The sequence below is a fragment of the Alkalispirochaeta americana genome, from assembly GCF_900156105.1.
GTDB classification, from domain to species: Bacteria; Spirochaetota; Spirochaetia; order DSM-27196; family Alkalispirochaetaceae; genus Alkalispirochaeta; species Alkalispirochaeta americana.
Map to the genome: position 1 here is coordinate 108,691 of NZ_FTMS01000004.1, position 26,667 is coordinate 135,357.

At 52.4% G+C, this 26,667-nt stretch carries 23 protein-coding genes, 5 tRNA genes and 1 other RNA gene; 16 read left to right on the plus strand and 13 right to left on the minus strand.

What is annotated here, in order from left to right; all coding sequences use genetic code 11:
- Nucleotides 1–35 precede the first annotated feature (35 nt).
- Nucleotides 36–1,619: a BamA/TamA family outer membrane protein gene (locus BW950_RS14895; RefSeq protein ID WP_076488063.1), complete on the plus strand. Its 1,584-nt coding sequence runs from the start codon at nucleotides 36–38 to the stop codon at nucleotides 1,617–1,619.
- Nucleotides 1,620–1,662: 43 nt separating this feature from the next.
- On the opposite strand, the gene metF is transcribed toward BW950_RS14895, so the two are convergent.
- The 12 genes from metF to dnaA all read right to left on the minus strand — a co-directional run bounded on the left by metF (nucleotide 1,663) and on the right by dnaA (nucleotide 13,330).
- The gene (gene metF / locus BW950_RS04300; RefSeq protein WP_076488064.1) at nucleotides 1,663–2,553 is read right to left on the minus strand and encodes a methylenetetrahydrofolate reductase [NAD(P)H]; all 891 of its coding nucleotides are present in this window, start codon (nucleotides 2,551–2,553) and stop codon (nucleotides 1,663–1,665) included.
- A gap of 14 nt (nucleotides 2,554–2,567) precedes the next feature.
- Nucleotides 2,568–3,755, minus strand: coding sequence for a methionine adenosyltransferase (gene metK, locus BW950_RS04305; RefSeq protein WP_076488065.1), 1,188 nt, complete (start codon nucleotides 3,753–3,755; stop codon nucleotides 2,568–2,570).
- A 22-nt stretch (nucleotides 3,756–3,777) separates the two neighbouring features.
- Nucleotides 3,778–5,268 (minus strand): adenosylhomocysteinase, encoded by a 1,491-nt coding sequence (gene ahcY, locus BW950_RS04310; RefSeq protein ID WP_076488066.1) that lies wholly within the window; start codon nucleotides 5,266–5,268, stop codon nucleotides 3,778–3,780.
- A 104-nt stretch (nucleotides 5,269–5,372) separates the two neighbouring features.
- Nucleotides 5,373–5,756 carry a glycine cleavage system protein GcvH gene (gcvH, locus tag BW950_RS04315; RefSeq protein WP_076488067.1) on the minus strand — a complete coding sequence of 128 codons (384 nt, stop codon included), beginning with the start codon at nucleotides 5,754–5,756 and terminating at the stop codon, nucleotides 5,373–5,375.
- 222 nt (nucleotides 5,757–5,978) lie between these two features.
- Nucleotides 5,979–6,695 (minus strand): RNA-binding cell elongation regulator Jag/EloR, encoded by a 717-nt coding sequence (jag, locus tag BW950_RS04320; protein ID WP_076488068.1) that lies wholly within the window; start codon nucleotides 6,693–6,695, stop codon nucleotides 5,979–5,981.
- 3 nt (nucleotides 6,696–6,698) lie between these two features.
- Nucleotides 6,699–8,471: a membrane protein insertase YidC gene (gene yidC / locus BW950_RS04325; RefSeq protein WP_076488069.1), complete on the minus strand. Its 1,773-nt coding sequence runs from the start codon at nucleotides 8,469–8,471 to the stop codon at nucleotides 6,699–6,701.
- A gap of 9 nt (nucleotides 8,472–8,480) precedes the next feature.
- Complete coding sequence (gene rnpA / locus BW950_RS04330) at nucleotides 8,481–8,828, minus strand: ribonuclease P protein component (protein WP_076488070.1); 348 nt, start codon at nucleotides 8,826–8,828, stop codon at nucleotides 8,481–8,483.
- Nucleotides 8,809–8,964 carry a 50S ribosomal protein L34 gene (gene rpmH, locus BW950_RS04335; RefSeq protein ID WP_076488071.1) on the minus strand — a complete coding sequence of 52 codons (156 nt, stop codon included), beginning with the start codon at nucleotides 8,962–8,964 and terminating at the stop codon, nucleotides 8,809–8,811. The genes rnpA and rpmH overlap by 20 nt, the downstream gene beginning before the upstream one ends.
- Before the next feature lie 61 nt (nucleotides 8,965–9,025).
- The gene (locus BW950_RS04340; protein ID WP_076488072.1) at nucleotides 9,026–9,532 is read right to left on the minus strand and encodes a DciA family protein; all 507 of its coding nucleotides are present in this window, start codon (nucleotides 9,530–9,532) and stop codon (nucleotides 9,026–9,028) included.
- On the minus strand, nucleotides 9,510–10,589 hold the full coding sequence (gene recF / locus BW950_RS04345; RefSeq protein WP_076488073.1) for a DNA replication/repair protein RecF: 1,080 nt from the start codon (nucleotides 10,587–10,589) through the stop codon (nucleotides 9,510–9,512). The genes BW950_RS04340 and recF overlap by 23 nt, the downstream gene beginning before the upstream one ends.
- A gap of 16 nt (nucleotides 10,590–10,605) precedes the next feature.
- The gene (dnaN, locus tag BW950_RS04350; protein ID WP_076488074.1) at nucleotides 10,606–11,718 is read right to left on the minus strand and encodes a DNA polymerase III subunit beta; all 1,113 of its coding nucleotides are present in this window, start codon (nucleotides 11,716–11,718) and stop codon (nucleotides 10,606–10,608) included.
- A 208-nt stretch (nucleotides 11,719–11,926) separates the two neighbouring features.
- A complete protein-coding gene (dnaA, locus tag BW950_RS04355; RefSeq protein ID WP_076488075.1) occupies nucleotides 11,927–13,330 on the minus strand; it encodes a chromosomal replication initiator protein DnaA in 1,404 nt (467 codons plus the stop codon).
- A gap of 301 nt (nucleotides 13,331–13,631) precedes the next feature.
- On the opposite strand from dnaA, the gene gyrB reads away from it, so the two are divergent.
- From gyrB to BW950_RS04370, 3 genes are read left to right on the plus strand one after another with little or no spacing between them, the layout of a single operon-like run.
- A complete protein-coding gene (gyrB, locus tag BW950_RS04360) occupies nucleotides 13,632–15,551 on the plus strand; it encodes a DNA topoisomerase (ATP-hydrolyzing) subunit B (RefSeq protein ID WP_076488076.1) in 1,920 nt (639 codons plus the stop codon).
- A 14-nt stretch (nucleotides 15,552–15,565) separates the two neighbouring features.
- Complete coding sequence (gene gyrA / locus BW950_RS04365) at nucleotides 15,566–18,118, plus strand: DNA topoisomerase (ATP-hydrolyzing) subunit A (RefSeq protein WP_076488077.1); 2,553 nt, start codon at nucleotides 15,566–15,568, stop codon at nucleotides 18,116–18,118.
- 20 nt (nucleotides 18,119–18,138) lie between these two features.
- Entirely contained in the window at nucleotides 18,139–18,735 is a 597-nt protein-coding gene (locus tag BW950_RS04370) for a YigZ family protein (RefSeq protein ID WP_076488078.1), read from the plus strand.
- Here the strand turns inward: BW950_RS04370 and add are convergent.
- On the minus strand, nucleotides 18,732–19,793 hold the full coding sequence (add, locus tag BW950_RS04375) for an adenosine deaminase (protein WP_076488079.1): 1,062 nt from the start codon (nucleotides 19,791–19,793) through the stop codon (nucleotides 18,732–18,734). The two genes, BW950_RS04370 and add, sit on opposite strands and share 4 nt — an antisense overlap.
- 178 nt (nucleotides 19,794–19,971) lie before the next feature.
- Between add and BW950_RS04380 the strand changes: the two genes are divergently transcribed.
- The 12 genes from BW950_RS04380 to recR all read left to right on the plus strand — a co-directional run bounded on the left by BW950_RS04380 (nucleotide 19,972) and on the right by recR (nucleotide 26,413).
- Complete coding sequence (locus BW950_RS04380; RefSeq protein ID WP_200796785.1) at nucleotides 19,972–20,745, plus strand: ParA family protein; 774 nt, start codon at nucleotides 19,972–19,974, stop codon at nucleotides 20,743–20,745.
- Nucleotides 20,720–21,730 carry a ParB/RepB/Spo0J family partition protein gene (locus tag BW950_RS04385; protein WP_076488081.1) on the plus strand — a complete coding sequence of 337 codons (1,011 nt, stop codon included), beginning with the start codon at nucleotides 20,720–20,722 and terminating at the stop codon, nucleotides 21,728–21,730. Before BW950_RS04380 ends, BW950_RS04385 begins: the two co-directional genes overlap by 26 nt.
- Nucleotides 21,727–22,752, plus strand: a complete 1,026-nt coding sequence (locus BW950_RS04390; RefSeq protein WP_076488082.1) for an arginase family protein — start codon at nucleotides 21,727–21,729, stop codon at nucleotides 22,750–22,752. Before BW950_RS04385 ends, BW950_RS04390 begins: the two co-directional genes overlap by 4 nt.
- A 103-nt stretch (nucleotides 22,753–22,855) precedes the next feature.
- A tRNA-Ser gene (locus BW950_RS04395) sits at nucleotides 22,856–22,942 on the plus strand.
- A 60-nt stretch (nucleotides 22,943–23,002) separates the two neighbouring features.
- Nucleotides 23,003–23,090 (plus strand) — tRNA-Ser (locus BW950_RS04400).
- A 38-nt stretch (nucleotides 23,091–23,128) separates the two neighbouring features.
- Nucleotides 23,129–23,202 (plus strand) — tRNA-Arg (locus tag BW950_RS04405).
- Nucleotides 23,203–23,370: 168 nt separating this feature from the next.
- Nucleotides 23,371–23,458, plus strand: a tRNA-Ser gene (locus tag BW950_RS04410).
- A gap of 40 nt (nucleotides 23,459–23,498) precedes the next feature.
- Nucleotides 23,499–23,586: transfer RNA gene (locus BW950_RS04415), tRNA-Ser, on the plus strand.
- A gap of 22 nt (nucleotides 23,587–23,608) precedes the next feature.
- Nucleotides 23,609–23,707: signal recognition particle sRNA small type (ffs, locus tag BW950_RS04420), an RNA gene on the plus strand.
- Between the two features lie 39 nt (nucleotides 23,708–23,746).
- On the plus strand, nucleotides 23,747–25,483 hold the full coding sequence (gene dnaX / locus BW950_RS04425) for a DNA polymerase III subunit gamma/tau (RefSeq protein WP_076488083.1): 1,737 nt from the start codon (nucleotides 23,747–23,749) through the stop codon (nucleotides 25,481–25,483).
- Complete coding sequence (locus BW950_RS04430) at nucleotides 25,480–25,803, plus strand: YbaB/EbfC family nucleoid-associated protein (RefSeq protein WP_076488084.1); 324 nt, start codon at nucleotides 25,480–25,482, stop codon at nucleotides 25,801–25,803. The genes dnaX and BW950_RS04430 overlap by 4 nt, the downstream gene beginning before the upstream one ends.
- 7 nt (nucleotides 25,804–25,810) lie before the next feature.
- The gene (gene recR / locus BW950_RS04435; protein ID WP_076488085.1) at nucleotides 25,811–26,413 is read left to right on the plus strand and encodes a recombination mediator RecR; all 603 of its coding nucleotides are present in this window, start codon (nucleotides 25,811–25,813) and stop codon (nucleotides 26,411–26,413) included.
- The last annotated feature ends 254 nt before the right edge of the window (nucleotides 26,414–26,667 follow it).

The window sequence follows — 26,667 nt, forward strand, 5'->3', positions numbered from 1 at the left end:
GTTTTGGAAATACATTGAAACCTGACAGGTATACCATGAAGATACATTTTTTTTCCCGCTCCTTTCTCACAGCCCTGGGGCTTCTTTTTCTTGCAGGAGCCCTTCCCGGCTTGTCGGCAGAGGAGGCAATGCCCCCGGCCGCACCAGAATCAACACAACGGGAATCCCCGGGACCGGAAGATCCAGATCAGGCAACTCCGATAGCTGACCAGAGGCCCCTGGTAATCCACGATATTTCCTGGACGCTTCAGGGAAGAACCCGGCGCTGGGTTCTGGAACAGCTTCTGGATATAGAAAAGGGTCTCCAGTTCCCCTCCCTGGAAGCACTTGAGGCGTTCCTCCGGGAACAACAGCAGCTCCTCACCAACCAGAGAGAGCTTCAAAGCAGCTCCGTAACCTACGAGATCCTCCCCCCCGATTCTCCGGATGACGATGACCCTCTGTCCCCGCAGCGCCTCCACCTGACGGTGGAAACCCAGGACACCTGGAACGTAATCGCCCTTCCCTACGTTCGCTACGACTCCAACGACGGGCTATTATTGAGCTTCCGCATCAGGGACTACAATTTTTTTGGCACCCTCCAGGATCTTCGCATCGACCTGGATTACGAGTTTACCGATGACGATGAAAACATCGTAACCCTTTCATCGGAGATCAAACTTCCCTTTCAGGCCTTTCAGCGAGACTGGGCTCTGGTGATGGAGCAGTCTCTCTCTCTGGAGGAAGACGAGTTCGATCTTGAACTCGGCATCGGTCTGGAATACTACTTCTCCTGGCTCAGACGGGACTGGACCCTGGGATTCATGCAGGAGTACCGCTATCTCACCGATGACGACGAGGACGATAACGACTACTTTACCAACTCCCTCACCCTGGGAACGGGGATCGATCTTCCCGTAGTCCTTCCCGGTTTCGGCCAGCTTCGGTACCTTCCCTCGGTGAAGGGTGAGGTAAAATACCGCCCGGGCGGGATCAGCGAGGAACGCAAAGGGACCACGGCGGGCTTTGAACACGGCCTGCGAGCGGGCCGGGCAAACTGGGAGGGGAACTACCGCCAGGGCCTGACCCTTTCTCTGGAAAACGAAAACACCTACAACATCACCACCGAGTCCTGGGAGCAGGAGATCACCACCCGCGTCTCGGGATACCGGGCCTTCCTCCGGGGAGGACGCGACGGGTGGCCCCGGCTGGGAATCAGCGGGAGTCTCTCTTCGTTTTATCTGATTAATGGTGCCGACGATGACCAGGACGATGCAGCAAAAGATGCCCGGGGCATCCTGAACGACAAGATGAACGGAGACCTGGGAATATTTCTCAATCTTGATGTGCTTCTCACGGTCTGGACCCTCAGACCCGTCTTCGAGATGCAGATCGGCCCCTTCTTCGATATCGCTTACGTCCGGGACACCCGGGGAGATTTCCACGAGTCCTCTTCCTTCGATCGCCACCGCGATATCCAGTATAGCGCCGGCTTCTCGGTGATCGGCTTTCCCCTCTTTGCCCGCAGCCTCTTTCTCAGGGGAACCTACGGACTGGACCTGGAAGAGATCTACAACGGAACAAGCCCGCTTGACGGGAACGCCCGGGTCATCTTTATCGGGCTGGGACACCACTACTGAGAGCAACTCCTGCCGGGGCCAGAGGCCGCGGCAGGATCACCCCCTACAAGCGGTAGCTCTCGAGCCCCAAGTTTCTGCAAATATGGATTGTGGACCAGGAATTATTCAGCGTATAGAGGTGAACACCGGGCACATCACGGTTCAGAAGATCCGCCACCTGAGCCGTTGCCCAGTGTGTACCCACCCGGTTTACCCCCTGATCGTCGTGAGTACGCTCCACCGCCCGAAGGAGCGGAGCGGGAAAACGAGCCCCTGCAGCAAGCTCGGCCATCCGCTGCATCCCTTTTCTGGTTGTAACGGGCATGATCCCCGGAACAACGGGAAGACTGATCCCGGCTAATTTCAGACGCTCCACGTAATCAAAATAATCCCGATTATCAAAGAAGAGCTGCGTCACGATATAATCGGCCCCGGCCTCCACCTTCCGGCGCAGATATTCGATCTCCAGAAGACGGTTTGGCGTATCGGGGTGCCCCTCGGGAAATCCTGCAACCCCGATAGACGCCTCGGGCATATGATCGCGAATAAAGGAAACCAGCTCGGCGGCGCAGGAGAACTCTGTCTCTCTGCCCGAGGGGATGGTTCCCTCCTGGGGATCTCCACGAAGGGCCAGGATATTGAAAACCCCCGCCCTTCGGTATTGATCAAGAATACCGGCAATTTCCTTTCGGGAAGACCCAACGCAGGTAAGATGAGCAACAACGGTAAGGTTAAATTCGTTTTGTATTCTCGTAACCAATCGATGGGTATATTCCCGTGTGGATCCCCCCGCACCGTAGGTAACACTCACATAAGCCGGCTCCAGAGGCAACAGGTCTTCACCTATGCTATGAAAGAGCCTGCTCCACCCCTTTTCAGTCCGGGGAGGGAAAAACTCAAAACTGAAGAGCGTTTTTCCCCGGCTCAAAAGATCCGATACCCGTTCAATTGCCATCGCCGGAAGACCCCTTACCCCGCCGCCTGCTGAAGGTCTTTCACGCGGTCGGTCTTCTCCCAGGAAAACTCAGGACGGCCAAAGTGCCCGTAGGCTGCTGTCTTTCCGTACAGCGGCCTCAGCAGATCCAGGGTCGTTATAATCCCCTTGGGGGTAAGATCGAAGGTCTTTTCCACAGCCTTCTCAATGGTACTCTCGGGAATCGTGGCTGTGCCGAAGGTCTCGACCATAACACTTACCGGAAAGGGAACACCGATGGCGTAGGAAAGCTGTACCTCACATCGTTCAGCCAGCCCGGCGGCAACGATATTTTTTGCAACATATCTCGCCATGTAGGCAGCGCTGCGGTCAACTTTGCTGGGATCCTTCCCGCTGAAGGCCCCCCCGCCGTGGCGCCCCATGCCACCGTAAGTATCAACAATGATCTTTCTTCCCGTAAGCCCCGAATCGCCGTGGGGACCTCCAATAACAAAGCGCCCCGTGGGGTTCACCAGATAACGGGTCGACTCATCAAGAAGCCCCGTAGGATTCAGAACGGGTTTGATTACCTGCTCCACCACGGCCTGGCTAATTTCCTCATGTGATATGTCGGGATCGTGCTGGTGGCTCACCACCACCGTATCTATCCGTTTGGGCGCCATCCCTTCGTACTCAATGGTAACCTGACTTTTTGAATCGGGTCTCATCCAGGAGATCTGCTTGCTTTTTCGCAATTCCGCAGCCTTCTGAAGAATCTGGTGGGAGAACATAATCGGTGCCGGCATAAGCTCGGGTGTTTCCTGGCAGGCGTAGCCGAACATCATTCCCTGATCACCGGCGCCTTGCTGCCCCTGGTACTCTTTCAACCCCGATCCGCTTACTCCCTGGGATATATCGGGGCTTTGGGAATGAATGGCGTTTAAAACGCTCATGGACTCATAATCCAACCCGTAGGAGGGATTGGTGTAGCCAATATCTTTTGCCACTTCCCGAGCTACCTGTTGAACATCAACGTATGTTGATGTTGTTATCTCCCCCCCCACCAGCACCAGGCCGGTGGTAGTGAAGGTTTCGCAGGCAACCCGGCTCTCGGGATCATCGGCAAGGCAGGCATCCAGAATTGCATCAGAAATCTGATCGGCCAGCTTGTCCGGGTGCCCCTCGCTCACGGACTCCGAGGTAAAAAGGTACCGGCGTCCCGCCGATACACCTTGTGCGTTCATACTTCTTTGCTCCTTCAATACTTCAATACCGGTAGGCCTCGGGCTTAAAGGGACCCGAAAGAGGCACACCAATGTAATCAGCTTGTTCCGGCGTCAGCCTGGTAAGTTCGACCCCAAGTTTTTCCAGATGAAGTCGGGCAACCTCTTCATCGAGTATTTTATCCAGAACACGCACACCCGGCTTGTAGTCCGCCCGGTGGCTCCAGAGATCGAGCTGTGCCAAAACCTGGTTGGTAAAACTGTTACTCATGACAAAACTGGGATGGCCCGTGGCATTCCCCAAATTCACCAGTCGTCCCTCGCTCAGAAGATAGATGGAATGGGGCAGAATGGGGTTGCCTGCACTGTCAGGGCCACCCCTCCAGGTATACTTGTCCACCTGGGGTTTAATATTTTCCCGAACCACCAGATCCGAGGCATTCAGGCGTTCCACCTGGATCTCGTTATCGAAATGACCAATATTTGCCACAATCGCCTGATCCTTCATCCCCTGGAGGTGTTCCAGAGTGATAATATCCCTGTTCCCCGTGGTGGTGACAAAAATATCTCCCTGGGAAAGAACCGTCTCCAGCCGTTTTACTTCGTAGCCTTCCATTGACGCCTGGAGTGCACAAATGGGATCAATCTCGGTTACGATCACCCGTGCCCCCTGATTTCGGAGGCTCTGGGCACATCCCTTGCCAACATCACCATAGCCGCAAACCACAGCAACCTTTCCAGCGATCATGACATCGGTTCCCCGCTTGATTCCGTCAATCAAGCTTTCACGACACCCATACAGGTTGTCAAACTTGCTTTTGGTGACACTGTCGTTGACGTTGATCGCCGGAACCAGAAGCGTTCCCTCCAGGGCCATGCGGTATAACCGATGGACTCCGGTTGTGGTCTCCTCGCTCACACCGCACCATTCAGAAACAAGACGCTGAAAATACTGGGGATCCTGGCGATGAACTTTTTTCAGGAGCGCCTTGATGACCCCTTCCTCGTGGCTACCCGACGGTTCTTCCACCCAGGTATCACCCTTTTCCATCTGAACGCCCTTGTGAAGCAGCAGTGTTGCGTCTCCACCGTCATCAACGATGAGCTGCGGACCCTTGCCCCCGGGAAAGGAGAGCGCCTTAAGAGTCATATCCCAATACTCTTCAAGAGTTTCTCCCTTGAAGGCAAAAACCGGAACACCTCGAGGTTCTTCCGGAGTCCCTCCCGCGCCGGGAGGACCCACAGCAATAGCCGCTGCAGCGTGGTCCTGAGTAGAAAAAATATTACAGCTTGCCCAACGAAGATCGGCACCAAGCTCTGCCAGAGTTTCAATAAGAACCGCTGTCTGAACGGTCATATGGAGGGATCCGGAAATACGAACACCCGCAAGAGGTTTCAGAGGGCCGTATTTTTTCCGTGTTGCCATGAGACCGGGCATCTCATACTCGGCGATAGTCAATTCTTTCCGGCCCCACTCGGCCAGAGAGAGATCGCGGACATGATAATCGGACGGGGAAAGGGGTGACGTTTTCATGTGTTCTCCTTCGTTCGGTCAACAGGAAACGTACAACGATACCCTCCTACAGTCAACCGAACGAGAAAACGCCCCTTATCGGGAGGGCTTATGAAGGTTCGTCTTTACAGTCCCTCGGTGTAGGTTTTGTAGGTGGCACTATCCATGAGATTCTCCACCTCGGCGGGATCATCAAGTTTTACTGTGATAATCCAGCCCTCACCAAAGGGGTCTTTATTAATCGTTTCGGGAGTATCCTTGAGAGCTTCGTTGCACGAAAGAACCTTACCGCTCACCGGCATATAGAGATCGCTGGCAGCTTTCACGCTCTCCACAACACCCAGAGGCTGACCCTTCTTGAGAGTGCTTCCCACTTCGGGAAATTCCACAAAGACAACATCACCCAGCTCATCCTGGGCGTAATCGGAAATTCCGATGGTTGCCGTCTCTCCCTCGGTTCGAACCCATTCATGGCTGTCCTGATACCATACTTTCTCATCGAAGGTCATAGCGATACTCCTATCGTTTTCCACAACTTATCCACATTGCGTGGACAAATAATCACCCCCCCCAGGGGGGAAAATACCCTAAAATATCACAATTATTGTAGAAATATTTCTATTTTTGCGGAATCTGCGACGCTCTTCTGCCCCGCTTCGGGATACATCTTCGAAGGTATCCAAAAGTTATCCACAACGATTCCACAATGTTTCCTCTTTCGCGGACGATTTTTATTTGCTTCCGCGATAAAAAATTCGCACCTGCTTATAGAGGCCTTCGCCTTCACTTTCGGTGCCGATATCTTCAATATCGTTCAGTGTAGTATGAATGAGCCGCCGTTCAAAGGGGTTCATCGGTTCCAGCAACTTGCTTCCACGATTTCGCTTTACCTGATCTCCCACTTTGTGTGCAAGCTGGATCAACTGTTCTTCCCGGCGCCCCCGGTATCCCTCGGTATCAAGGATAACCTTTATTTCAGAATCAACAAAACGTCCCGAGAGAACGTTTGTCAAAAGCTGCAGGGCATCCAGATTTTTTCCCTTGCGGCCGATCAGGATATTTGTGTGTTCCGAGTCCAGACGGATTCCAATTTTATTCGATTCCCGAAAAGTAATCGATATTTTTGAGGGGAATCCCATTTTTTCCGTGACCGTCGTAACAAAATCAACCACGGCATGCTCAAAATCTGTCTCGGGGCGAAGGGGCTCACCTTTTCCGTGAACACTACCTGCGCTGCTTGCAGGAGTTGCGGCATTTCGCTTTTCCCTGGGAGCTTCTTCCTTTTCGGAATAGTGGACGGCAATCCGGACCGCCTTGTTCCGGCCAAACAAGCCGCCGCTTCGGGTTGATACGATCTCCACCTCAAACTCGTGCGATTCAAGCCCAAGCGCTTTCACAGCAGCGTCTATTGCGTCCTGCTCTGTGCGCCCTTCAAATTCTTGTACCATTATCTACTCCGTCACCTGGTGTTTTCGCTTCCCTGTAATGTATGCCTGCTGTGCCACTGTAAGAATATTTGAAAAAATCCAGTAGACCAGCAAGCCGCTGGGCATGTTGTAAAGGATGAAAAAGAACATCAGGGGCAATCCGTATTGCATCATTTTCATCTGACTATTGCTGGTTCCTGCAGCAGGGTTCTGCATCAGTTTACTCGATAAAAGCTGACTTGCAACAAATAATATCGGCAGCAACCGTAAATCGTTCCAGCCAAGAAGGGGAAGAACGAAATCGCCAAAGTTCCAGATCGATTCCGGGGCAGAAAGATCCGTTATCCATCCGGAAATGAAGGTGGCACCACGCAGATCAAAGTGGTTATTAAAGACACCAAACATGGCGATGAAAAAGGGAAACTGCACCAGCATGGGCAAACACCCGCCCAAGGGATTGACGCCCTCTTTTTTGTAGAGTTCTCCCATGGCCTGGTTCATTTTTTGGGGATTATCCTTGTGCTTTTCCCGAAGCTCCTGAATTTTTGGGTTCAGGATCTGCATCTTGCTGGTACTCTCAAAGCTCTTGTGGGTAAGAGGAAAAAGCAGAATTTTCACGATAATCGTGAGAATAATGATCGCAGCTCCATAATTGGGGACAAAACGATAGATAATCTGCATGGCGAACTTCAGGATATTTTCCAGCCACCCGAAGAGAAGGCGATTATCTTCAATTTTCCCGAAATCCATGTTCTGAAGACCCAGGGCATTGTCACCGGACCGATCGTACCGGTTCAGCACTTGGGTAACTTTTGGCCCCACATAAAACCGTTGAACGTCCCGATTTGCCGCACTTCGAAAAACCGGTCGGGACAGATACAGGGCAGCCCCATCATCAAGCCCGCGAGGGGTCTCACTGGAGAAGGTCCATGTATAGTTTGCAGATCCCGGAACAGCGATAACAGCGAAATATTTCCCTGCTATCGAGGCCCAGTGAAGTCGGTCCGTTTTCTGGTTTCGATCTTCGTTGCGTAGCCGGATTTCCCGCCGACGCCCTCCATCGTAATAGAAAAACTTTCGGTACTCGTTTCTTCCGTCCAGTTCCGCGTAGGAAGGACCAATTTGGGGTCCAAAGGAAACGCTATAGGAGCTCCCTGCGTAGTCCAGGGGAATTACCTGGTTTACCGAGTTTGTTATCTCGACAATCGTCTCGATCACATACTCGCCAGGATAAAACCGAAAGGTCCGGCGCACTTCAAAGGGTTGGCCAGGAGTCCCTTCGATGTAGAAATCCCGGCGAAATACCATGGTATGAGGATCATCGGTGTAAACTTTCTCGAAAAGAGCTTCCACAGGGGGAGCCGTTTCATTTCCAAAATGAAACTCCAGAGCTCCCCTGTTGGTTTCTCCCCGCTTGATCATCTCCACAGGCTGATCGCCATCGGCATAGGAGAGGAGTTTGAGCGAAATGATCCGAGCTCCCGCAGGGTCAAACACCACACGCATCGTCTCGTTTTCGTAGGTTACAACATCACTCGACAAACCATCCTGAGGCACTTCGCGCACAGGATTGCCCAGCACGGGACGCTCCGAGAGAGTAACCTCTTCCCGTGGTGGCAGTTCCTGCTGGCTCTCACCCTCTGCCCTCGAGGGGGGGGCGGCATCCCGGGAATCGATTCGTTCTGTGGTCTCTGCGACAGGTATTGGCTCCGGGGGATACAGTATGTTCTGCACCGTAAAACCAATTGTAATAACTATGACCGACAGAACAACCGCAAGAAGGGTGTTCTTTTCCATTATTGTTCCTTAGCTCTGAGGAATCGCTTCCGCCCGGCGAAGCAAGGTCTCTACCTGCAAAAACCGGTCGGAAAACTCATACAATCCGGGATAAAGGACAAAAGCCATATCGTAGTGGCCTCTTAGTTGCCCTTTTATCAGCCGGTATACTTCGCGTACATGTCGTCGTGCCCGATTCCGGGCTACTGCCCCCCGGAACATCCGGGGCGTAGTGAATAAAACACGGCTCCATCCCAGATCATTCTCGACAATCCGAAGATGGAGCCCCTGCGTGCGATACACGACCTTACTGGAAAAAACGATTGATATCTCCGGTTTGCTCCGAAGAATTTCCGCTTTAGTAAGGTTTTTTCTCATCCGCAACCGAAAGCTTCTTTCGTCCCTTTGCCCGACGGCGCTTGAGCACAAGACGCCCACCGGCAGTTTTCATACGGGCTCGGAAGCCAAATTTCCGGTTACGTTTGACGCGACTCGGTTGATAGGTTCGCTTCATGGGGTATTCTCCTCGTCAGTTCGTAACAGGCGCGCAGTATAACGGCCGTGATCACCCTATGTCAACGTGAATCGTCCCGTTTCCGCAAGGCCTCTTCAAGTCCCTTCAAGTGACTCATGAAATCAGGATCCCTATAGGCGCTGTCCAGATCTTCCTGATACGCCTCCTGAGAGGCCTCTTGCAGGGAAACATCTTCGTTTTTTTCTGGAAGGGGCGGTTCGGGATTTTCCCCGGGAGGAATCCCTTTTGGCTCTGTCGAGAAATCAAGTGAAGAAACAACCATGAGATGAAGATTTCGAACCCCCAGGTCAGGAAAGGTTCGTTGAATCGATGCCACGATCTTTCGTTGTTCCAGGTGCATTCGCTGAAGCCACCCCGGATGATCAACTCCGACACGAACAGAACCGTTTTTTACATCGAGAACACGGGAATGAGCCGCAAAATCGGTCCCAACAATCCTGGGCCAGGCCACAACGAAGGGAACAATGCCATTTTCATCTTTCGCGCCCAGGGAATCCACTAGCCGAACGATCAGATCGCGGGCGCTACTCTCGTTGAAACCTTCCATCCGAAATAGTATATACCATTGTCTCCTCGGTACGATAGTCCCGAAAAATATTTCCCGGAAGGAATGTAAAGAGTCGCTGCTCTGCCGGGGGAAGCCTCGAAATAAACCTGTCCCGGCGAAGCCCATCCAGCTCCAGAAGAACATCGTCCAGGAGTAAAAGCGGAAGGCGTCCCGTTTCTTTCAAAAAAAATCTGGCCTGGGCAACACGCAGAATGAGTGAAACCAGACGAACTTGCCCCGTTGAAGCGAGGGACAGAAAATCACGGTCGCCATAGCGAAAAAAAAATTTATCCCTATGTGGCCCACTCGTTGTTGTTCGAAGAACTCTCTCGCGGGCATGATTCTTTGCAAGAATTTCAAGAACATCCTCGATGGTTTTACAACCCTTCCAGCTAGCCTGATACTCTATGGTAAGATCTTCCGAAAGACCTGCAATATAGCGGAACTCTTGGGAAAAAACATGATTAAATGATCGTAAAACGTCTTCCCTCCGTCGTTGAAGAGAAAGTCCTGCTTCAGCCAGGTGGTAATCATAAACAGAAATCATCTCGTAATCATGACTTTTCAGGAGTTGATTCCTGTTTTTGAGAATTTTTCGATATCTTCGAAGATCATCGATATAGAGGGGATAATTCATGCTCAGGGTCTGATCAACAAACCACCGCTGTTTTTCCGGAGATCCACTGACAAAGTCCATATCACCGTGACGAAAGACAACCGTTGGAATAAGAGAAACCATGTCTTTTCTGTCCTGTATGGTTTTTCCGTCCCGATGAAGGGTTTTCCGGGATTCTTCGTAGCGGACTTCCATACGAAATCGATCTTCCCGGGAGGTAAAAAAACCGTCCAGGGCCATTTGATCTTCCCCGTGACGGCATACCTCCTGGTCATGGCGCGTGCGAAAACTCCCCCCATAACTCAAATAGTAAAGAGACTCAAGAAAGTTGCTTTTTCCCTGGCCGTTTTCCCCTATCAAAAAAACCTGGGGAGCAGCAATATCGATTTTTCCATCTCCCAAGTTCCGGAAATTGAATAATCGAACCCAATCAAATCCCACAATCGACCGTATTCCGTTACTGAAGCTGCATGGGCATCACAATGTGATAATACCGGTCAAGAGGTTCCGAATAAATTGTAAGGGCCTTGTTCGGCTCAGTAAAATGGAGAGAAATTGTATCAGTATTGATTACACGAAGAGGATCCACCAAATACATATAATTCAGGGCAATTGTTGTATCGGGACCTTCAAATTCGACAGATACACTTTCCCGTGCTACACCTACTTCACTTTCTTCGCTCCGAATCTGAATTTGCCCCGATGAGATATCAAGGTAAATCCTTCGGGATTTTTCTACCATCAGAGCAACCCGCTTTAAGGCCTCGGAAAAAACTGCTTTTTCCAGTTGAACACTGTAATGCTGCGTTTCGGGAATTACCCGACGGTAATTTGGAAACTGTCCCTCGATAAGGGATGAAGAGATGTAATGATTTTCAAAGGCAAAGAAAATGTGCTTGTCAGCAATTGCCATCTGAAGCATTCCCTCTCCCGTTGAAAGACGCCGAACAAGATTAAGTACCTTTGGTGGAATGATTACTCCCTCAAACGATTCGAGCCCTTCAGGTATTTCGTGAGATATCAGAGACAATCGGCGACCATCGGTTGCAACCATGATCAGTTTGTCATCATCAGTCTCCAGATATACCCCGTTCATGAAAAATCGAGTCTCGTCGTCAGAAACAGCAAAAGCAGTTTGTGTAACCATCTCGGCAAAATCAGCCTGGGGAAAATCGAAGTACCCCGAATCGATGTGCGTCTGAAGTTCGGGAAACTTGTCGGCAGGAATACTGCGAAGACGAAAATCAATTTCCTTGAACTTCGGGCGAATTACGAAATTCTCCCCTGTTGTTGCTGATCCCTGCTCAAACTCGATTTCTCCTTCGGGAAGAGAACGCAAAATGCCCTGGAGTTTGTCGCAGAAGACGGTGGTGATTCCCGGTTCGGTGACAATTACAGGAATTCTCGTTTCGAAACTTACCTTGAGATCAGTTGCCCGAACGATGAGCTCTCCATCGGCTGCATGAAGCAAAACATTCGAGAGAATAGACATGTTTGAACGGGAGGCAATAATCTCCTGTGCGATCTGTACCTCACGAAGAATGAGGTCTTTTTCTACGGTGAACTTCACTTTCCAGAACTCCTTTCCCCATAGGGATTATATATGTATATCAGTAGTAGTAATAGCAGAGACGGTGGATTTGTGGAAAACCCACTCAATCTCATATGCTGTATATCCTTAGCGGGGGGATAACCCGGTCATGGTTATCCCGGTGTTATCCCCTTATCCACAGTCCGTGAGGTTTTCCCCCGGTTATCCCGAGGATACACCCCGGTTATCAGGCTCGGCTGCCCTCCTCTTTTATCTTTCGGATAAGGGTCTGGATAATGTCTTCTATGGTGGGATCGGTGCGCATTCGACTGCTTATTCGCTGACAGGCGTGCATGACCGTGGTGTGATCTCGCCCTCCAAACTCAAGACCCACATCGGTCATGGATGCTTCAGTTATTTCCCGGGTGATATACATTGCCATTTGACGCGGAAATGCCACTTGTCGGGTTCGTTTCTTTCCCTTCAGTTCGTTGGCAGAAAGGTTAAAGTAATCGGCCACAACCCGCTGGATGACATCTACGGTAATATTATTCTGGGTGGGGCTCGAGAAAAAGTCTTTCAGTTGTCTTTGAGCTACTTCCAGGGAAACTTCCTTGTTCACCAGTTCCGCGTAGGCAATGATCCGCGTAAGAGCAGCTTCCAGATCACGAACGTTGGTGGTTATTTTCTGACAGATCAGGTTGATTACATCGTTAGCAACGTAAACACCTTGTTTCTCGGCTTTCTTTTTGAGAATAGCCACGGCTGTTTCCATTTGAGGTGGCTGAAGATCAACGGTTAGTCCTCGGGTAAAGCGGTTCTGGAGTCGTTCCGTAATATCCTTGATTTCACTTACAGGCCGGTCAGAGGTAAAAATCATTTGTTTTTTTGCATCAAAAAGAGCATTGAAGGTATGGAAAAGTTCTTCCTGGGTTTCGTGCTTCTTTTGAAGAAAGTGAATGTCGTCAATGAGTAGAACGTCAGCTTTTCGGTATTTGTTTTTAAAGAGGTGAGTTTTATTTTCCTGGATTGATCGTATGAACTCATTTGTGAAATCTTCGGCTGTTACATAGACAATTTTTGCATTGTCTTTCTCTTGCCATACGGAATTTCCGATCGATTGCAGGAGATGAGTTTTTCCTAATCCCACTCCTCCGTAAATGAGGCAGGGGTTGTAGGTTGTTCCGGGGTTTTTTGAAATTGCGATCGCTGCGTTTGCAGCAAAGCGGTTATTATCACCCACCACAAAGTTTGTAAAGGTATATTCTTCGTTCAGCCCCGGGGCAGGTAAGGAATTTCCAGGGTTTTGTTTTTTTTCTTCCGATGGGGACTGGTCGTTTCTTTTTTGGGTATCGTCCCGTGTTTCCTGATAGGTTTTTTCCTGAACCATTTCAGTTTTTGCAATACTGAAATGAATTTGAAAGGATCGGCCTGAAAGCTGTCTCAGGGTCTTCAGGATCAGATCAAGGTACCTCTGTTTTACCTGATCCCGATAAAATGATGAAGGAACAGTGACGGTGATAGAATCTTCATCAGATTCGGTATATTCGATTTGCTGGAACCACATTACGTGTTCCTGCTCCGAAACTTGTTGCTGTATTATTTTCAGTGCTTCGTCCCAGAATACTCTGTTACCTTGCCATTCGCTCATGCTAACCTCAAATTATCCACATATTATCCACATATTGGTACACTATTTATCCCCAATGGGGAGGCCCATAATACCACAGGGAGAGATCGTTTCCAGTGGGTTCGGCCCGGATTTTCCTGGTTTTTGCCCCTATCCATCATTATTTGAGGGTATTCTGAAAAAGAGCTCTCTTTTTCCACAATCAGATCCACAAATTATCCACATCTTTTCCACTTAGCTGTGTATTTAATGTGGATAATTTTCGGTGGTTTACGTTTACTCCATAAGTACGTATAATGGCCGAACTTCGCGAAGGAAAAACATGCCTGGAAACTATTCTGCAGAAAACATTCAGATCCTGACGGGTCTGGATCCAGTCCGTAAACGGCCTGGAATGTATATCGGTAGTACCGGATCAGACGGACTGCATCACCTGGTATACGAGGTTGTCGATAACAGTATCGACGAGGCTCTGGCTGGCCACTGTGGCACGATAGCAGTGGTCATAGAAAAAAATAACGTTATCACTGTGGTGGATGACGGACGGGGTATACCTGTCGATCATCACGCAGGGGAAAACGTCAGTGCCCTCGAAATTGTCATGACCCGCCTCCATGCGGGAGGAAAGTTTGACAAGGACACCTACAAAGTCTCGGGAGGTCTTCACGGGGTTGGTGTCTCCGTGGTAAATGCCCTTTCGGAGTGGCTTGAGGTAGAGGTTTACCGGGATAACCGCATCTGGCATCAACGGTACGAGCGTGGTGTAGCTGGAAAAGCGGTCGAACCCATCGGAGAAACCCGGCTGACAGGTACAAAGGTTACCTTCAGGCCCGACGAGGAGATTTTTGAAACTGTAACGTTCAGTTTCGATGTACTATCACACCGGTTGCGCGAACTTGCTTTTTTGAATAAAGGAGTTCGTATAACCATTGAGGACAGACGACTTCCCCAGATCAAGAGTCATGATTTCAAGTTTGACGGGGGCCTGAAGGAATTTGTCCAGTACCTGAACAAGAACAAGACTGCTATCCAGTCTGAGCCGATCTGGTTCGAAGCCTCCCGGGATGACGTGGAAGTCGAGATTTCCATGGAATACAACGATGGCTTCAATGAAATTCTCTTTGCCTTTGTAAATAACATTAACACCCGTGAGGGAGGAACCCACGTTACAGGGTTTCGAGGTGCCCTGACACGGACCTTCAATGATTACCTGAAGCGTTCAAAGTTTGCAAAAAAAATGGACGAGAGCTTCAGTGGAGATGATGTCAGGGAAGGTCTCACAGCGGTTATCTCCGTAAAGGTAATGAACCCTCAATTTGAGGGGCAGACCAAGGCAAAATTGGGTAACAGCGAAGTTCGGGGAATCGTAGAGAGTCTGGTCAATGAAAATCTGACGGCCTATTTCGATGAAAACCCGAAAATCGTCGAGGCAATTCTGGAAAAGAGTGTTCTTGCTGCCAGGGCTCGCCAGGCTGCGCGACGAGCCAGGGATATGACCCGGCGCAAGAGCTTTCTGGAGAGCTCCGGTCTTCCCGGAAAACTTGCCGACTGCAGCGAGCGAAATCCCGAACACGCTGAAGTGTATATTGTTGAGGGAGATTCGGCAGGTGGAAGCGCAAAGCAGGGAAGGGATCGTGAGTTCCAGGCGATTCTTCCGCTGTGGGGAAAGATGCTGAACGTTGAGAAAACCAGAATCGACAAGGTTCTCTCCAACGAAAAACTTCAGCCAATTATTGCTTCTCTCGGGGCCGGAGTAGGGAACGAGTTTGATGTAACGAAAGTGCGGTACCATAAAGTGTTCATCATGGCTGACGCCGATGTGGACGGATCACACATCAGAACGCTTTTGCTTACCTTCTTTTTCCGGTATATGCCACAGTTGATTGAGGCCGGCTATGTTTATATCGCGATGCCTCCCTTGTACAAAATAAGCTACGGAAAAGAGATAGCCTATGCTTATAACGAGGCCGAGCGTGAACGGATTGTGGGAGATATAACGCAGCGAAAGAGCGTTGAGGAAGGGAAAATCGGAATTCAGCGGTATAAGGGTCTGGGTGAGATGAATCCTGATCAGTTGTGGGATACCACGATGAATCCCGAGACGCGGAGTATCATGCAGGTTCGTCTGGAGGATGCTGTGGAGGCTGATTCGGTCTTTACCACGCTTATGGGCGAACACGTTGCACCACGGAGAGAGTTTATCGAAGAAAACGCACTCTACGTGAGCAACCTTGATGTATAAAACAGGAGTACAGGGTGTCTGATAAACAGGCGGCTGCGCGGATTATACCCGTTGCTATTGAGGATGAAGTAAAAGAGTCGTATCTCAATTATGCCATGTCCGTTATTGTGAGCCGGGCCTTGCCGGATGTGCGGGACGGATTGAAACCGGTACACCGCCGGATTCTCTACGGCATGCACTCCATGGGGCTCCGATCGGACCGGCCCTTCAAAAAAGCTGCGCGCATTGTGGGAGATGTACTGGGAAAGTTCCATCCCCACGGTGATCAAAGTGTCTACGACGCATTGGTGCGGCTTGCCCAGACCTTTTCGCTTCGTTACCCCGTGGTGAACGGCCAGGGAAACTTCGGGTCTGTCGATGGCGACCCTCCTGCAGCGATGAGGTATACCGAGGCAAAGCTGCATAAAGTCGCTGAAGAAATTCTTCGCGACATCAATAAAGAAACAGTAGATTTTGGACCAAATTACGATGATTCCGATGAGGAACCCCTGGTATTGCCCGGAGCGTTTCCTTTTCTCCTGGCAAACGGGGCGTCAGGAATCGCTGTGGGTATGGCTACGAACATTCCGCCGCACAATTTGCGGGAGATTGCCAACGCCGTGGGAGCAATGCTGGACGATCCCGATATCTCCGGTGAAGCTCTCTGTGATCATATAAAAGGCCCCGATTTTCCTACGGGAGGCACAATTTATGGCTACCGGGGGATTCGTTCAGCCTACTTGACCGGCAAGGGAAGGGTTGTTGTCCGCTCCTGTTTTACCATAGAGGAAAACAAGCGGGGCCGCGATGTGATCGTGGTGAACGAAATTCCCTACATGGTAAACAAGGCAAATCTGATTACTCGCATCGCCGATCTTGTGAGAGACCGGAAAATAGACGGGATCGCCGATCTGCGGGATGAGTCGGACCGGAACGGCATGAGAATCGTGATAGAGCTGAAGCGGGATTCCAACGTAAAGGTGATCCTGAACCAGCTCTTTACCCATACCCAGATGCAGGTTAACTTCAACGTGAACTCTCTGGCCCTTGTGAATGGTCGGCCGCAGGTTCTTACGTTGCGGGACATGGTGCGCCATTTTATTGCTCACCGTCACGAGGTGGTGGTGCGGCGCACGAAGTTCGATCTTCGCAAGGCTGAAGAGCGGGAACACATCCTGCTTGGCCTCAAGATCGCTCTGGACAATATCGACGAGGTAATACGCATCATCCGGGAAGCTGCCGATGTGGAAACGGCCCGAGGAGCTCTGATGAGCACCTTCGAGCTCTCGGAAAAACAGGCCCAGGCGATCCTCGACATGCGGTTGCAAAAGCTTACGAGCCTTGAGACAAAAAAGATTATCGATGAGCTTGAGGAAGTGCGGGCAATAATTCGTGATCTCCGGGAATTACTGGGGAGCGAGCTCAAAATTCGGGAGCTTATCAAACGGGAAACCTACGAAATTGCAGAGAAGTTCGGTGACGAACGGCGCACACGGATTGAACCTCATGAGATCGAGGCAATCGATATCGAGGATTTGATCCAAAAGGAAACGATGGTAGTTCTTTTGAGCCATCGCGGTTTTATTAAGCGCCTTCCCTACAGTTTGTATAAGACCCAGGGCAGGGGGGGCCGGGGGCTCAACTCCTCAAGCAATCTTCGGGAAGATGATTTTATCGAGCACGTTTTTCTGGGATCCACCCACGATCACGTCCTGTTCTTTACAAGTATCGGGAAAGCCTATTACCTGAAGGTCCATGAGATACCCGAGGCATCACGCCATGCAAAAGGAACGCACGTAAAGGGACTCCTTGAGATATCTGCCGATGAAGATATCGCCTCGGTGCTTCCCTTGCGGGATTTCGACCCTGCTATTCATCTCTTTTTTGCCACAGCCCGGGGCCAGGTGGTCAAAATAAAGGCAAACGCTTTTATCAACGCCCGTCGGCGAGGTATCCGGGCGGTGAAGCTCGATGAGGGAAATCGCCTGGTGAGCGTTCTGATTACCATGGGGGACGATACGATCCTTCTGGTGAGTCGTCAGGGCCGGGGACTTCGCTTGAGCGAGACCGATGTCAGACCAATGGGGCGTAATACCGGTGGCGTTCGCGGGTTGAAACTTCTTCCCCAGGATGAGATTGCAGGTGCCTGTGCTGCCCCCGACGATGGCCAGGTTCTTCTCCTTACGGAATACGGGGCTGGAAAGAGAACCCCCTGTTCCGACTTTACCCTCCATGGTCGTGGGGGTCAGGGAATGAAGGCCTTCACCGTTGTTCCTGGAACCGAAGACGCTGCGGGAACGGGCGAGGTTGTTGCAGTCCTTCCTGTTTCGGAGGGAAACGAGTTCATCGCGGTCTCTTCCCAGGGTCTTACGGTACGGCTTCGGGCCGAAGATGTCTCCCTTCAGGGACGCACCGCCCGAGGTGTGAGTGTGATGAATGTGGAGCCCCCCGATTATGTGGTGGGTGTAGCCACAATCGATGCTGACGCCGATGCTGAAGAGGCGACGGAACAGCCCCAAAGGGTTCTCCAGCGGGTTGATGAGACTTCCGCTGACGATTCCGGGACAACCGATGAGGTGAAGGAGTAGCTTCTTTCCGGGAAGGGCCTATGGACATTCCGGTTTCACCGGTTCGAACGGAGACTGAAATCCGGCGATCCCGTTTTATTACCGATCTTGAAATTGTGTCCGATCGTTCCCAGGCGGAGGATCGGATACGGTTTCGCCGTGTTGAGCATCCTGGGGCAACGCATGTGGTGTATGCCTTTGTTGTGGGGCCCGCACGGAGTCAGCAATGGGGAATGAGCGATGATGGTGAACCCAAGGGAACGGCGGGTCGTCCGGTCCTGGAAATTCTCAAGGGAAGCGGCCTCACAAACGTTCTTGCCACGGTGGTTCGTTACTACGGGGGAATAAAGCTGGGTACGGGCGGGCTGGTTCGGGCCTACGGAGATGCCCTGCGCCAGGGCCTGGCCCTGGTGGAACGCCAGCCGCTCCGGGAGCTTTCGCTAAAAAACATTACCTGCTCCTACGATATGCATAACCCTGTGAGAAGCACCCTGGAGCGATTTGGCGCAGAAATCCGGGATGAAGCGTTTTCCGAGACCGTGAGCCTTCTTTTTGCGGTGGACCAGGAGCACCTGGATGCTCTTGGCGAGGAACTTCGCGATGTTTCACGTGGAACAATTTCGATTGGAAAAACCTAGAGGTTGTGTGCCTGCCGAAAGGCAGCAACCGCCTGGAGATACCGCTGTTTTAGCTCGCTCTTCTCTGTGTCGGGAAGAAAGGCTCCTTCCAGGGCATTCATGTTGAGGGTAACCAGGTCATCCACGGTAAGATCAAAATAGGTGCAGGCCTTCACATAATCATCGGTGAGATCGGTATCCTGTATTGTGGGGTCATCAGAATTGATGGTAACAGGAACCCCTGCCCGAAAGAGCCGTCCCAGGGGATGATGTTTCTCGTCGACCCAGGAACCGGTCTGGTAGTTTGAGGTGATGCACTGCTCCAGAACCACCCCTTCTTCGATCAGGCGTTTCTGCAGGAGGGGGTCGTCAATGGTGGAGGTGCCGTGGCCGATACGTGTTGCGTGGAGAAGATGAATCGAGTCCCAGACCTGTTGTGCCGGTGATACTTCTCCGGCATGGATTGTTGTTCCGTAGACGCCATCGTTGCGGACAGTCTGAAAGAACTCGGTAAATTGCTGTGGCGGGAAGTTTATCTCATCGCCGGCCAGATCGATGCCCACGATTTCGGGAATCTGCAAACCTCTGAGGTCCTGGTAGAGAGAGATCATCTCGTATTGATTCTGTTTTGCCCGGTTAAAGGTAATAAGGTAGCGAATCAGAACGCCCGTCTCCGCGGCTGCCTGATTTGCCGCATCCACAATGATCCTTGTTACCTCAAGGCGGTCGAAATTGTTGTGAAAAGCAAAGTGCTCGGGGGAAAAGCGAAGCTCGATAAAAAAGAGCCCGTCTTCAGCAAAAGCGAGAACAGAATCCCGAACGATATCGCGTATGTCCTGGTGAGACCGATACCAGTCATTTTTGAATTTTGAGAGAAAAAGGAGAAAGTCAGGCTCGGCATCGCGAGGAAACTGGACCTCTTTCTGAAATCGGGAAAAATCTTTTTCGTAGGGGAGCCCGTTTTTGAGTGCGATGCGATGCAGCGTGGGTAACGCAAAAGTTCCCTCTAAATGCCGATGCAACTCAACCTTTGGAAACCTTCGCAACGTAGTGCTGTCAATTATCACCTTATTTGCCATCGTCCTAACTCTATTTAAAAAAATTGGGATACGCAAATTTTCCCGTTTACCAGCGCCTGATATCTTTAGACTATCGGCAGAAAGGGTCTATTTTTTTACAAGAGGGAACGAAAAAAGAAAATGGATGGATATGCAATGACAGTCCGGGTGAAAATAGGGTATACTGGGGCCTAACATCATGGGAACAGTTATCACCTTTGCAAACCAGAAAGGCGGTGTTGGAAAAACCACTACTGCCGTTAACCTTGGGGCTGCGATTGCTGGAATGGGGAAGAGGGTCCTCCTGGTTGATTTTGATTCACAGGGTAATCTTTCCAGCAGCGTCGGTGCTGACAGATCGCGTCCTGGAATATATCAGGTGATCAGTGGTTCTTCTTCCTCGGCTGAGGCTGTCCAGGAGACACCCCAGGCTGGCCTGTCGATCATTGCCGGCGGGGGGGAGCTCACAGGGGCGAGCGTGGAGCTGGTAAATCAGGAAAAGCGGGAGTTTTTCCTGCGCGACGCTCTGGAGCCGTTGCGCCAGGAGTACGATTACATTTTTGTCGACAGTCCTCCCAGTCTGGGTCTTCTCACATTAAACGCTCTCGTGGCAGCCCGGGACGTGATCATTCCCCTGCAGTGTGAGTATTTTGCCCTGGAGGGGCTCACGCAGCTTCTTCAGAATATCAAACGGGTTCAGAGCGGCTTTAACCAGGACCTGGAACTCTTCGGAATTCTTTTTACCATGTACGATTCCCGGACACGTCTTGCCAACGATGTGGTGCAAGAGGTGATAGGCTATTTTGGAAAGCGGGTGTTCCGCACGATTATTCCACGAAATATTCGCCTTTCCGAGGCCCCATCCCACGGAATTCCCGTTAATCTCTACGATCCGTCGTGCGTGGGAGCCCGGAGCTACCAGAAGCTCGCCGAGGAGGTTGAACAACGTGTCAACGCAGCGAAGACTCGGTAAGGGGATAGAGGCGCTCCTGCAGAACAATGATCTGCCCCAGGAGCCGCTGGATTCCACCTCGGTGATAACCGTTCCTCTGGACAGGATACATCCAAACCCCGATCAGCCCAGAAAGACTTTTCGGCAGGAAGCTCTGCAGGAACTTGCCCAATCCATTCAGGAACGAGGTGTTATTCAGCCTATCCTGGCGGAACAGCGGGAAGACGGTGATTACCTCATTATTGCTGGAGAGCGTCGATGGCGGGCTGCTCGCCTGGCGGGCCTCGCGACGATTCCTCTTCTGCCTGGGGTATTTAGTTTAGAAGAAAAGCTTGAAATAGCGCTAATAGAAAATATTCAGCGGCAAGACCTTTCTCCTCTGGAAGAGGCCCAGGCCTACGCTGACCTTATGGAACGGACGGGGATCAGTCAGGATGTGCTGGCCCGGCGGTTGGGAAAAAGCCGGCCTGCCATCGCCAACAGCTTGCGCCTGCTCAAGTTGCCTTCCGCCGTTCAGGAGAAGGTTTCAGCGGGAGACCTCTCGGCGGGACACGCCCGGACACTGCTGAGCCTTTCCGATGATGCTTCCGCGACGATGGACGAGGTTGCCCGCCACGCCCTTGACGAGGGCTTCTCGGTTCGCAATCTGGAGCGCTTTGTGGGGCTTCTGAACCGTGGCTTGCCTGTGAAGGAAGCGCACCGGGAAATTGTCGGGGGAGCGGTCACGCTTCAAGGATCAGAAGGGGCTCCTTCCGGGACATCGCCGGGGGATCTTCAGAAGACTTCGTTCTCGCAGGGAGCCGTACAGAGTTCGCTCCCGTCGAGGGGGGGAAGGAAATCGGTGGAGATGAGCCAGCTCGAGGAAAAGCTTATTCAAACCCTGGGTACGCGGGTTCTTCTGGCGGGTTCGGAACAGCGTGGAAAAATAGAAATATCCTATCTCTCCATGGATGATCTGGAACGAATAGCCGAGATTATCCTCGGGGAAGGAGCCCTCCCGGGATGATTCTCTGCGGCACAGACTCTGTGGATCCTGTCAGCTCCTTTGGCATTGATGTTCCCATTACCGGTTCCAATGCCGAGAGAACCCTGAGGGCGCTTCTGGCTCAGGAGGATCTGGCCCGAAGCAGCGGCCAATGGCTTCGAAAAGAGCCCCTTCTTCCGCTTTCCAGGGAAGATCTGCGTCTGGTTCATGATGAGGCTTATCTGGATCGGCTCCTGGCAGATGACGAACGGTGCGACCGGGAGATGGAACGGACTTTTGAGCTGATTCTTCCCGACGGTTCCTTTCACCGGTATGATCCGGTTGGGGCAGATCGGCCCTTGCGGGATCTTCGCGATCAGTGTCTTCGTGCTGCCCGAGGTACCCTTCAGGCTGCCCGATACGCCGTAGCCGGGCCGGAGCGGTTCTGGTTTTACTGCGGGGGAGGGATGCACCACGCCCTCTCCTCCCGGGGAAGCGGCTTTTGTCCCGTGAACGATGTGGTCGTCGCTCTGAGGGTTCTGCAAGCTTCCGGGCAGATCAGGTCTGCCTGGGTTCTTGATGTGGATGCTCATAAGGGAGATGGTACTGCCGCTCTTACCGAGGGGGACGAGACGATCCGCACCCTGAGTGTTCATATGGCGCGGGGGTGGCCCCTGGACCAGCCAGAAGTGTTGGCCGATGGAAGCAAGAATCCCTCCTGGGTTCCCAGCGATCTTGATCTTCCCCTGGAAGAGGGTGAGGAGTCCTTTTATGTACCGCGCCTTGCCGGGGCCCTGGAAACGATGGAAGAGCGCTTTGGGCTTCCCGATTTTGTGCTGGTCCTGGCCGGAGCAGATCCCTATGATAGAGACCAGCTTCCTTCGGCGGAATTGCTCCGGCTCTCTGCTGCCCAGATGCTGGAGCGGGACACCCTCCTGTACCGGTGGTGCCGTCGGAAGGGGTTACCTGCTCTTTTTGTGATGGCCGGGAACTACGGCTATCATTCCTGGGAGGTCTACACAGCCTTTCTTGAGCGGCAGCTCCGGGGAGATCTTGATAGCTGAGAAATAACTGAGCCCGGACACAATCGGGAAGAGAGAAAGGCCCAGAAGGGCCTCTTCCTTTCTTGACAAGGGATCCCATGATTTGTATAGTAGGGATCTTGCTGGAGAGGTGTCCGAGTGGTTTAAGGAGGCGGTCTTGAAAACCGTTGTGCCCTCGCGGGTACCGTGGGTTCGAATCCCACTCTCTCCGGTCTCAGACAGTTTTTGCGGGGGCTCAGCAGCCTTCCCGGAAAAACACACAGGTTAATTTGGAGGGGTGCGAGAGTGGTTGAATCGGGCTCCCTGCTAAGGAGTTGTGCTCTATCCGGGTACCGAGGGTTCGAATCCCTCCCCCTCCGTGATTTGATATAACAGATGCGCTACGGCGTTTCTTTTTGTGCCCATAGCTCAGTTGGATAGAGCGTTAGATTGCGGATCTAAAGGCCGGTGGTTCGAGTCCACTTGGGCACGCGATCAGCGGGGATCGCCTCAGAAGAGGTGGTCCCCGCTTTTTTTTGGGGGGGCCCCTCGGGGCAGATCCTGAAATTATCGGTTGAGTCCTGTCTGATCCTGTCCGAGTGGCCGGGCCTCTTGATTATCCTGGACAGTTCGGGGTAGTATTCGCCCTGCGTTATCGCAGGAGAGTTGCGAGAGTGGTTGAATCGGGCGGACTCGAAATCCGTTGTACAGTTCTGCTGTACCGAGGGTTCGAATCCCTCACTCTCCGGTAGCGGTCCCGCATTCCGGAGCCCGCCCACGATCCTGTTGGAGAGGTGACCGAGTGGCCGAAGGTGAACGCTTGGAAAGCGTTTGTACCCTAACCGGGTACCGAGGGTTCGAATCCCTCCCTCTCCGTTTTTGCCCCTTCAGTGATGAAGCCCGGGCCCTGTGCACGTCGTTTTCACCCAACCCCGTCAGGTCCGGAAGGAAGCAGCGGTAAGTGACAAACGGCGGTGCCGCAGACCGCTTGGGTGGAGCTGGAGGGGTTTTTTTTACCGCCAGGGGATAACCGATCATGAGCTATGAAGTAACCGCAACGCGTCGCCGCCCCCGAGGGTTTGATCAGCTGATCGGCCAGGACTTTGTGGTGGCAACCTTAAAAAACAGTCTTGCTTCGGGCCGAATTGCTCCGGCCTACCTCTTTGCGGGGCCGAGAGGTGTGGGAAAGACCAGCGCAGCCAGAATTCTTGCCAAAGCCCTGAACTGTCCTGAAGGTCCGGGCGCGGAGGGGTGCGATGGCTGGGAGGGGAGCGAAGAGATCGCCCGGGGAAACTCCCTGGATGTGATCGAGATCGACGGCGCTTCCAATACCAGCGTAAACGATGTGCGGCAGATCAAGGACGAAGTCCTTTTTGCTCCCAACAGCTCCCGGTACAAGATTTATATTATCGATGAGGTTCATATGCTCTCCAACAGCGCTTTCAATGCTCTGTTGAAGACTATAGAAGAACCCCCTCCCTATATAATTTTTATCTTTGCGACCACGGAAATTCACAAGGTTCCTGCCACGATACGAAGTCGGTGCCAGCAGTTCAACTTCCGTCTCATTCCCCTGGAGGAGATTCGCGATTGTCTGGCCGCGACGGCTCGCGAGCTGGGCGTCCAGGTGGAGGAAGACGCTCTGGGCTGGATTGCACGCCAGGCCACGGGAAGCCTTCGTGACGCCTACACGCTTTTTGATCAAGTTCTTGCCTTTTCTGGCGACGAGGTGACACTGGATCTGATACACCAGAAACTGGGATTGCTGGGGATGGAGCGGCTGAATGCTCTCTTCCAGACTGTCGTGAACGGTGACGGCCAGGGTGCTCTTGAAATAGTGGAGGAGGCCCTTCTCGCTGGTGTCTCGGTGGAGCGGTTCATTCTGGACTTGGCCGATTACCTGAGAACGCTCTTGCTGATCAAAAACGGAATTGTCCGGGAGGGCATTCTTGGTATCAGTCTGGACCGGGTTCCCCAGGAGGTACGCCAGGGACTCTCCCGGGAGCAGCTGGAACAGGCCAACGAGATCGTCCTGCAGTTGTATCGGGACGTGCGCTATTCCGTGAACCAGCGCTTTGATCTGGAGCTTGCTGTGAGCAGGATTTCCCATCTCCGCGCCTATACCACCCCCCAGGAACTGGTTGACCGGATTGAGGCCCTGCAACACGAGCTGATTCATTCCGCGGCCCACCATCTCCGCACGGACAATTCGAAGCCTAGCGATGCCCAGGTTTCGGCCGAGACAGCCTCTCCTCCGGAGGAGAGTTCTCCCCCTCCCGGAGAGGATGCTCCCAAAGAGGAAACCACACCCAGAGCAGAATCAAGGCAGGATGCCTCGGGAAAACCGGAGATTTCCGAAGAAACGGCTCCGGAAGAAGAAATCGATTCTCTTCCCCAAGATCAGGACCAGGACTCCCGGGACCTTCCCGTGGAACGGCAGGGAATATCCGAAGAGGAGACCGAGGCCATTATCGCACGGTTCCGGGCAAAGCGAATCAGTCTTGCGGCGCTCCTGATGAGTGCGCGCTCCTGGAGTCGCAGCGAGGGAAAGCTTGTTTTGGGATTCAGTGATAATTTTGGGGCTCACACGCTGGAGCAGGATCGCACGGAGATTCAGGAGGCTGCCCGGGCTGTTCTGGGTGATGCTCTCTTACAGCTTGTGATTGTTGTGCAGGGGATGGAATCAGAAAATGAGACCTCGGAACCAGTCAATCAGCATCTGGATATGGTGCGACGGGTTTTCCGTGGAGAACTGCTGGAGGAACAGGAATGAACCCGATGGACATGTTCAAAAATATGGGCCAGTTGCAGGAAAAAATGCTGGAAGCCCAGACGAGAATGCGAAGCATTACCGCCACAGGTACGGCTGGCGGTGACATGGTGAAAATTTCCCTGAACGGTGAGTTTCAGATCCAGCACGTGGAGATATCTCCCGAGGCGGTGGATCCAGAAGATCTCTCGTTACTTCAGGATCTGATCCGGGCTGCACACAATGATGCCGTAGCAGCGGTGAAGGAACGCCTTCGGGAGGGATTTTCTGATATGGCGGGGGGACTGCCCTTTTCTCCCGATATGTTTGGCGGCGGATCGTAGGGAAACCATGAATAGCCTGGAGCGCTTGATTCAGGAGATTTCCCGCCTTCCCGGGTTGGGAAAGAAGAGCGCCACCCGCCTTGCGTACCATCTGCTTTCTGGAGACGCTGTGGACGCCCAGCGTCTGGGAATACTTCTGCAGGGCCTTCACGAGGCAATACGCCCCTGCTCCCGGTGTGGATCGTTCACCGAGGACGATCCCTGTCCCCTCTGCAGCGATCGCGGACGCGACCATACCACAATATGCGTGGTGGAGCATCCCCAGGATGTGGCGGTCATGGAGGCAAGTCGTGAGTTCCAGGGGGTCTACCATGTTTTGGGGGGGGTGATTGCCCCCATTGAGGGAGTTGGCCCCGGTGATCTGACCATAGGAGCTCTTCTTCGAAGGGCTCGGGACGAGAAGGTTCGGGAGGTGATCATTGCCACCAACCCCACCGTGGAGGGCGACACGACCGCTTTGTACGTGGCACAGCAGTTGAGAGAGCTCACAAAGGTGTCCGTGACACGGCTGGCCCTGGGGCTTCCTGTGGGGGCAGACCTGGAATACGCCGATCGCCTGACTCTGGCCCGGAGTTTGCGGGGCCGCACTCTCCTTGGAGAGGACACCTGAAAATGGCCCTGCAAGAAAAAAGCCAGGAAAATTGCGATTTATGAAAAAAACGCTTGCCAAACTATTGAAAAGGAACCACAATGCAGTTGGTACCGGCTGTAGGATGGATCGGATGGATACGTTGACCTGCCTTGTTTCAGATAAACTCCCCTACCGACTGATCACGACGGACCGATTATTTTATTGAAGGGGTGGATAGTAGTCCCCGGCGTGCCTCAGACGCAGTTCGTCGTGAGAATCAACCGGATTCAGTT

What these genes read in the sequence shown, in the direction of transcription:
- yidC (WP_076488069.1), bottom strand. Translation starts at nt 8,471, where the DNA reads ATGGAAAAGAACACCCTTCTTGCGGTTGTTCTGTCGGTCATAGTTATT.
- dnaA (WP_076488075.1), bottom strand. Translation starts at nt 13,330, where the DNA reads ATGAGCGAATGGCAAGGTAACAGAGTATTCTGGGACGAAGCACTGAAA.
- BW950_RS04380 (WP_200796785.1), top strand. Translation starts at nt 19,972, where the DNA reads ATGGGAACAGTTATCACCTTTGCAAACCAGAAAGGCGGTGTTGGAAAA.
- metF (WP_076488064.1), bottom strand. Translation starts at nt 2,553, where the DNA reads ATGGCAATTGAACGGGTATCGGATCTTTTGAGCCGGGGAAAAACGCTC.
- jag (WP_076488068.1), bottom strand. Translation starts at nt 6,695, where the DNA reads ATGGTACAAGAATTTGAAGGGCGCACAGAGCAGGACGCAATAGACGCT.
- rnpA (WP_076488070.1), bottom strand. Translation starts at nt 8,828, where the DNA reads ATGAGAAAAAACCTTACTAAAGCGGAAATTCTTCGGAGCAAACCGGAG.
- ahcY (WP_076488066.1), bottom strand. Translation starts at nt 5,268, where the DNA reads ATGAAAACGTCACCCCTTTCCCCGTCCGATTATCATGTCCGCGATCTC.
- recR (WP_076488085.1), top strand. Translation starts at nt 25,811, where the DNA reads ATGAATAGCCTGGAGCGCTTGATTCAGGAGATTTCCCGCCTTCCCGGG.
- BW950_RS04430 (WP_076488084.1), top strand. Translation starts at nt 25,480, where the DNA reads ATGAACCCGATGGACATGTTCAAAAATATGGGCCAGTTGCAGGAAAAA.
- BW950_RS14895 (WP_076488063.1), top strand. Translation starts at nt 36, where the DNA reads ATGAAGATACATTTTTTTTCCCGCTCCTTTCTCACAGCCCTGGGGCTT.
- gyrB (WP_076488076.1), top strand. Translation starts at nt 13,632, where the DNA reads ATGCCTGGAAACTATTCTGCAGAAAACATTCAGATCCTGACGGGTCTG.
- dnaX (WP_076488083.1), top strand. Translation starts at nt 23,747, where the DNA reads ATGAGCTATGAAGTAACCGCAACGCGTCGCCGCCCCCGAGGGTTTGAT.
- rpmH (WP_076488071.1), bottom strand. Translation starts at nt 8,964, where the DNA reads ATGAAGCGAACCTATCAACCGAGTCGCGTCAAACGTAACCGGAAATTT.
- BW950_RS04390 (WP_076488082.1), top strand. Translation starts at nt 21,727, where the DNA reads ATGATTCTCTGCGGCACAGACTCTGTGGATCCTGTCAGCTCCTTTGGC.
- gcvH (WP_076488067.1), bottom strand. Translation starts at nt 5,756, where the DNA reads ATGACCTTCGATGAGAAAGTATGGTATCAGGACAGCCATGAATGGGTT.
- BW950_RS04370 (WP_076488078.1), top strand. Translation starts at nt 18,139, where the DNA reads ATGGACATTCCGGTTTCACCGGTTCGAACGGAGACTGAAATCCGGCGA.
- BW950_RS04340 (WP_076488072.1), bottom strand. Translation starts at nt 9,532, where the DNA reads ATGGAAGGTTTCAACGAGAGTAGCGCCCGCGATCTGATCGTTCGGCTA.
- add (WP_076488079.1), bottom strand. Translation starts at nt 19,793, where the DNA reads ATGGCAAATAAGGTGATAATTGACAGCACTACGTTGCGAAGGTTTCCA.
- metK (WP_076488065.1), bottom strand. Translation starts at nt 3,755, where the DNA reads ATGAACGCACAAGGTGTATCGGCGGGACGCCGGTACCTTTTTACCTCG.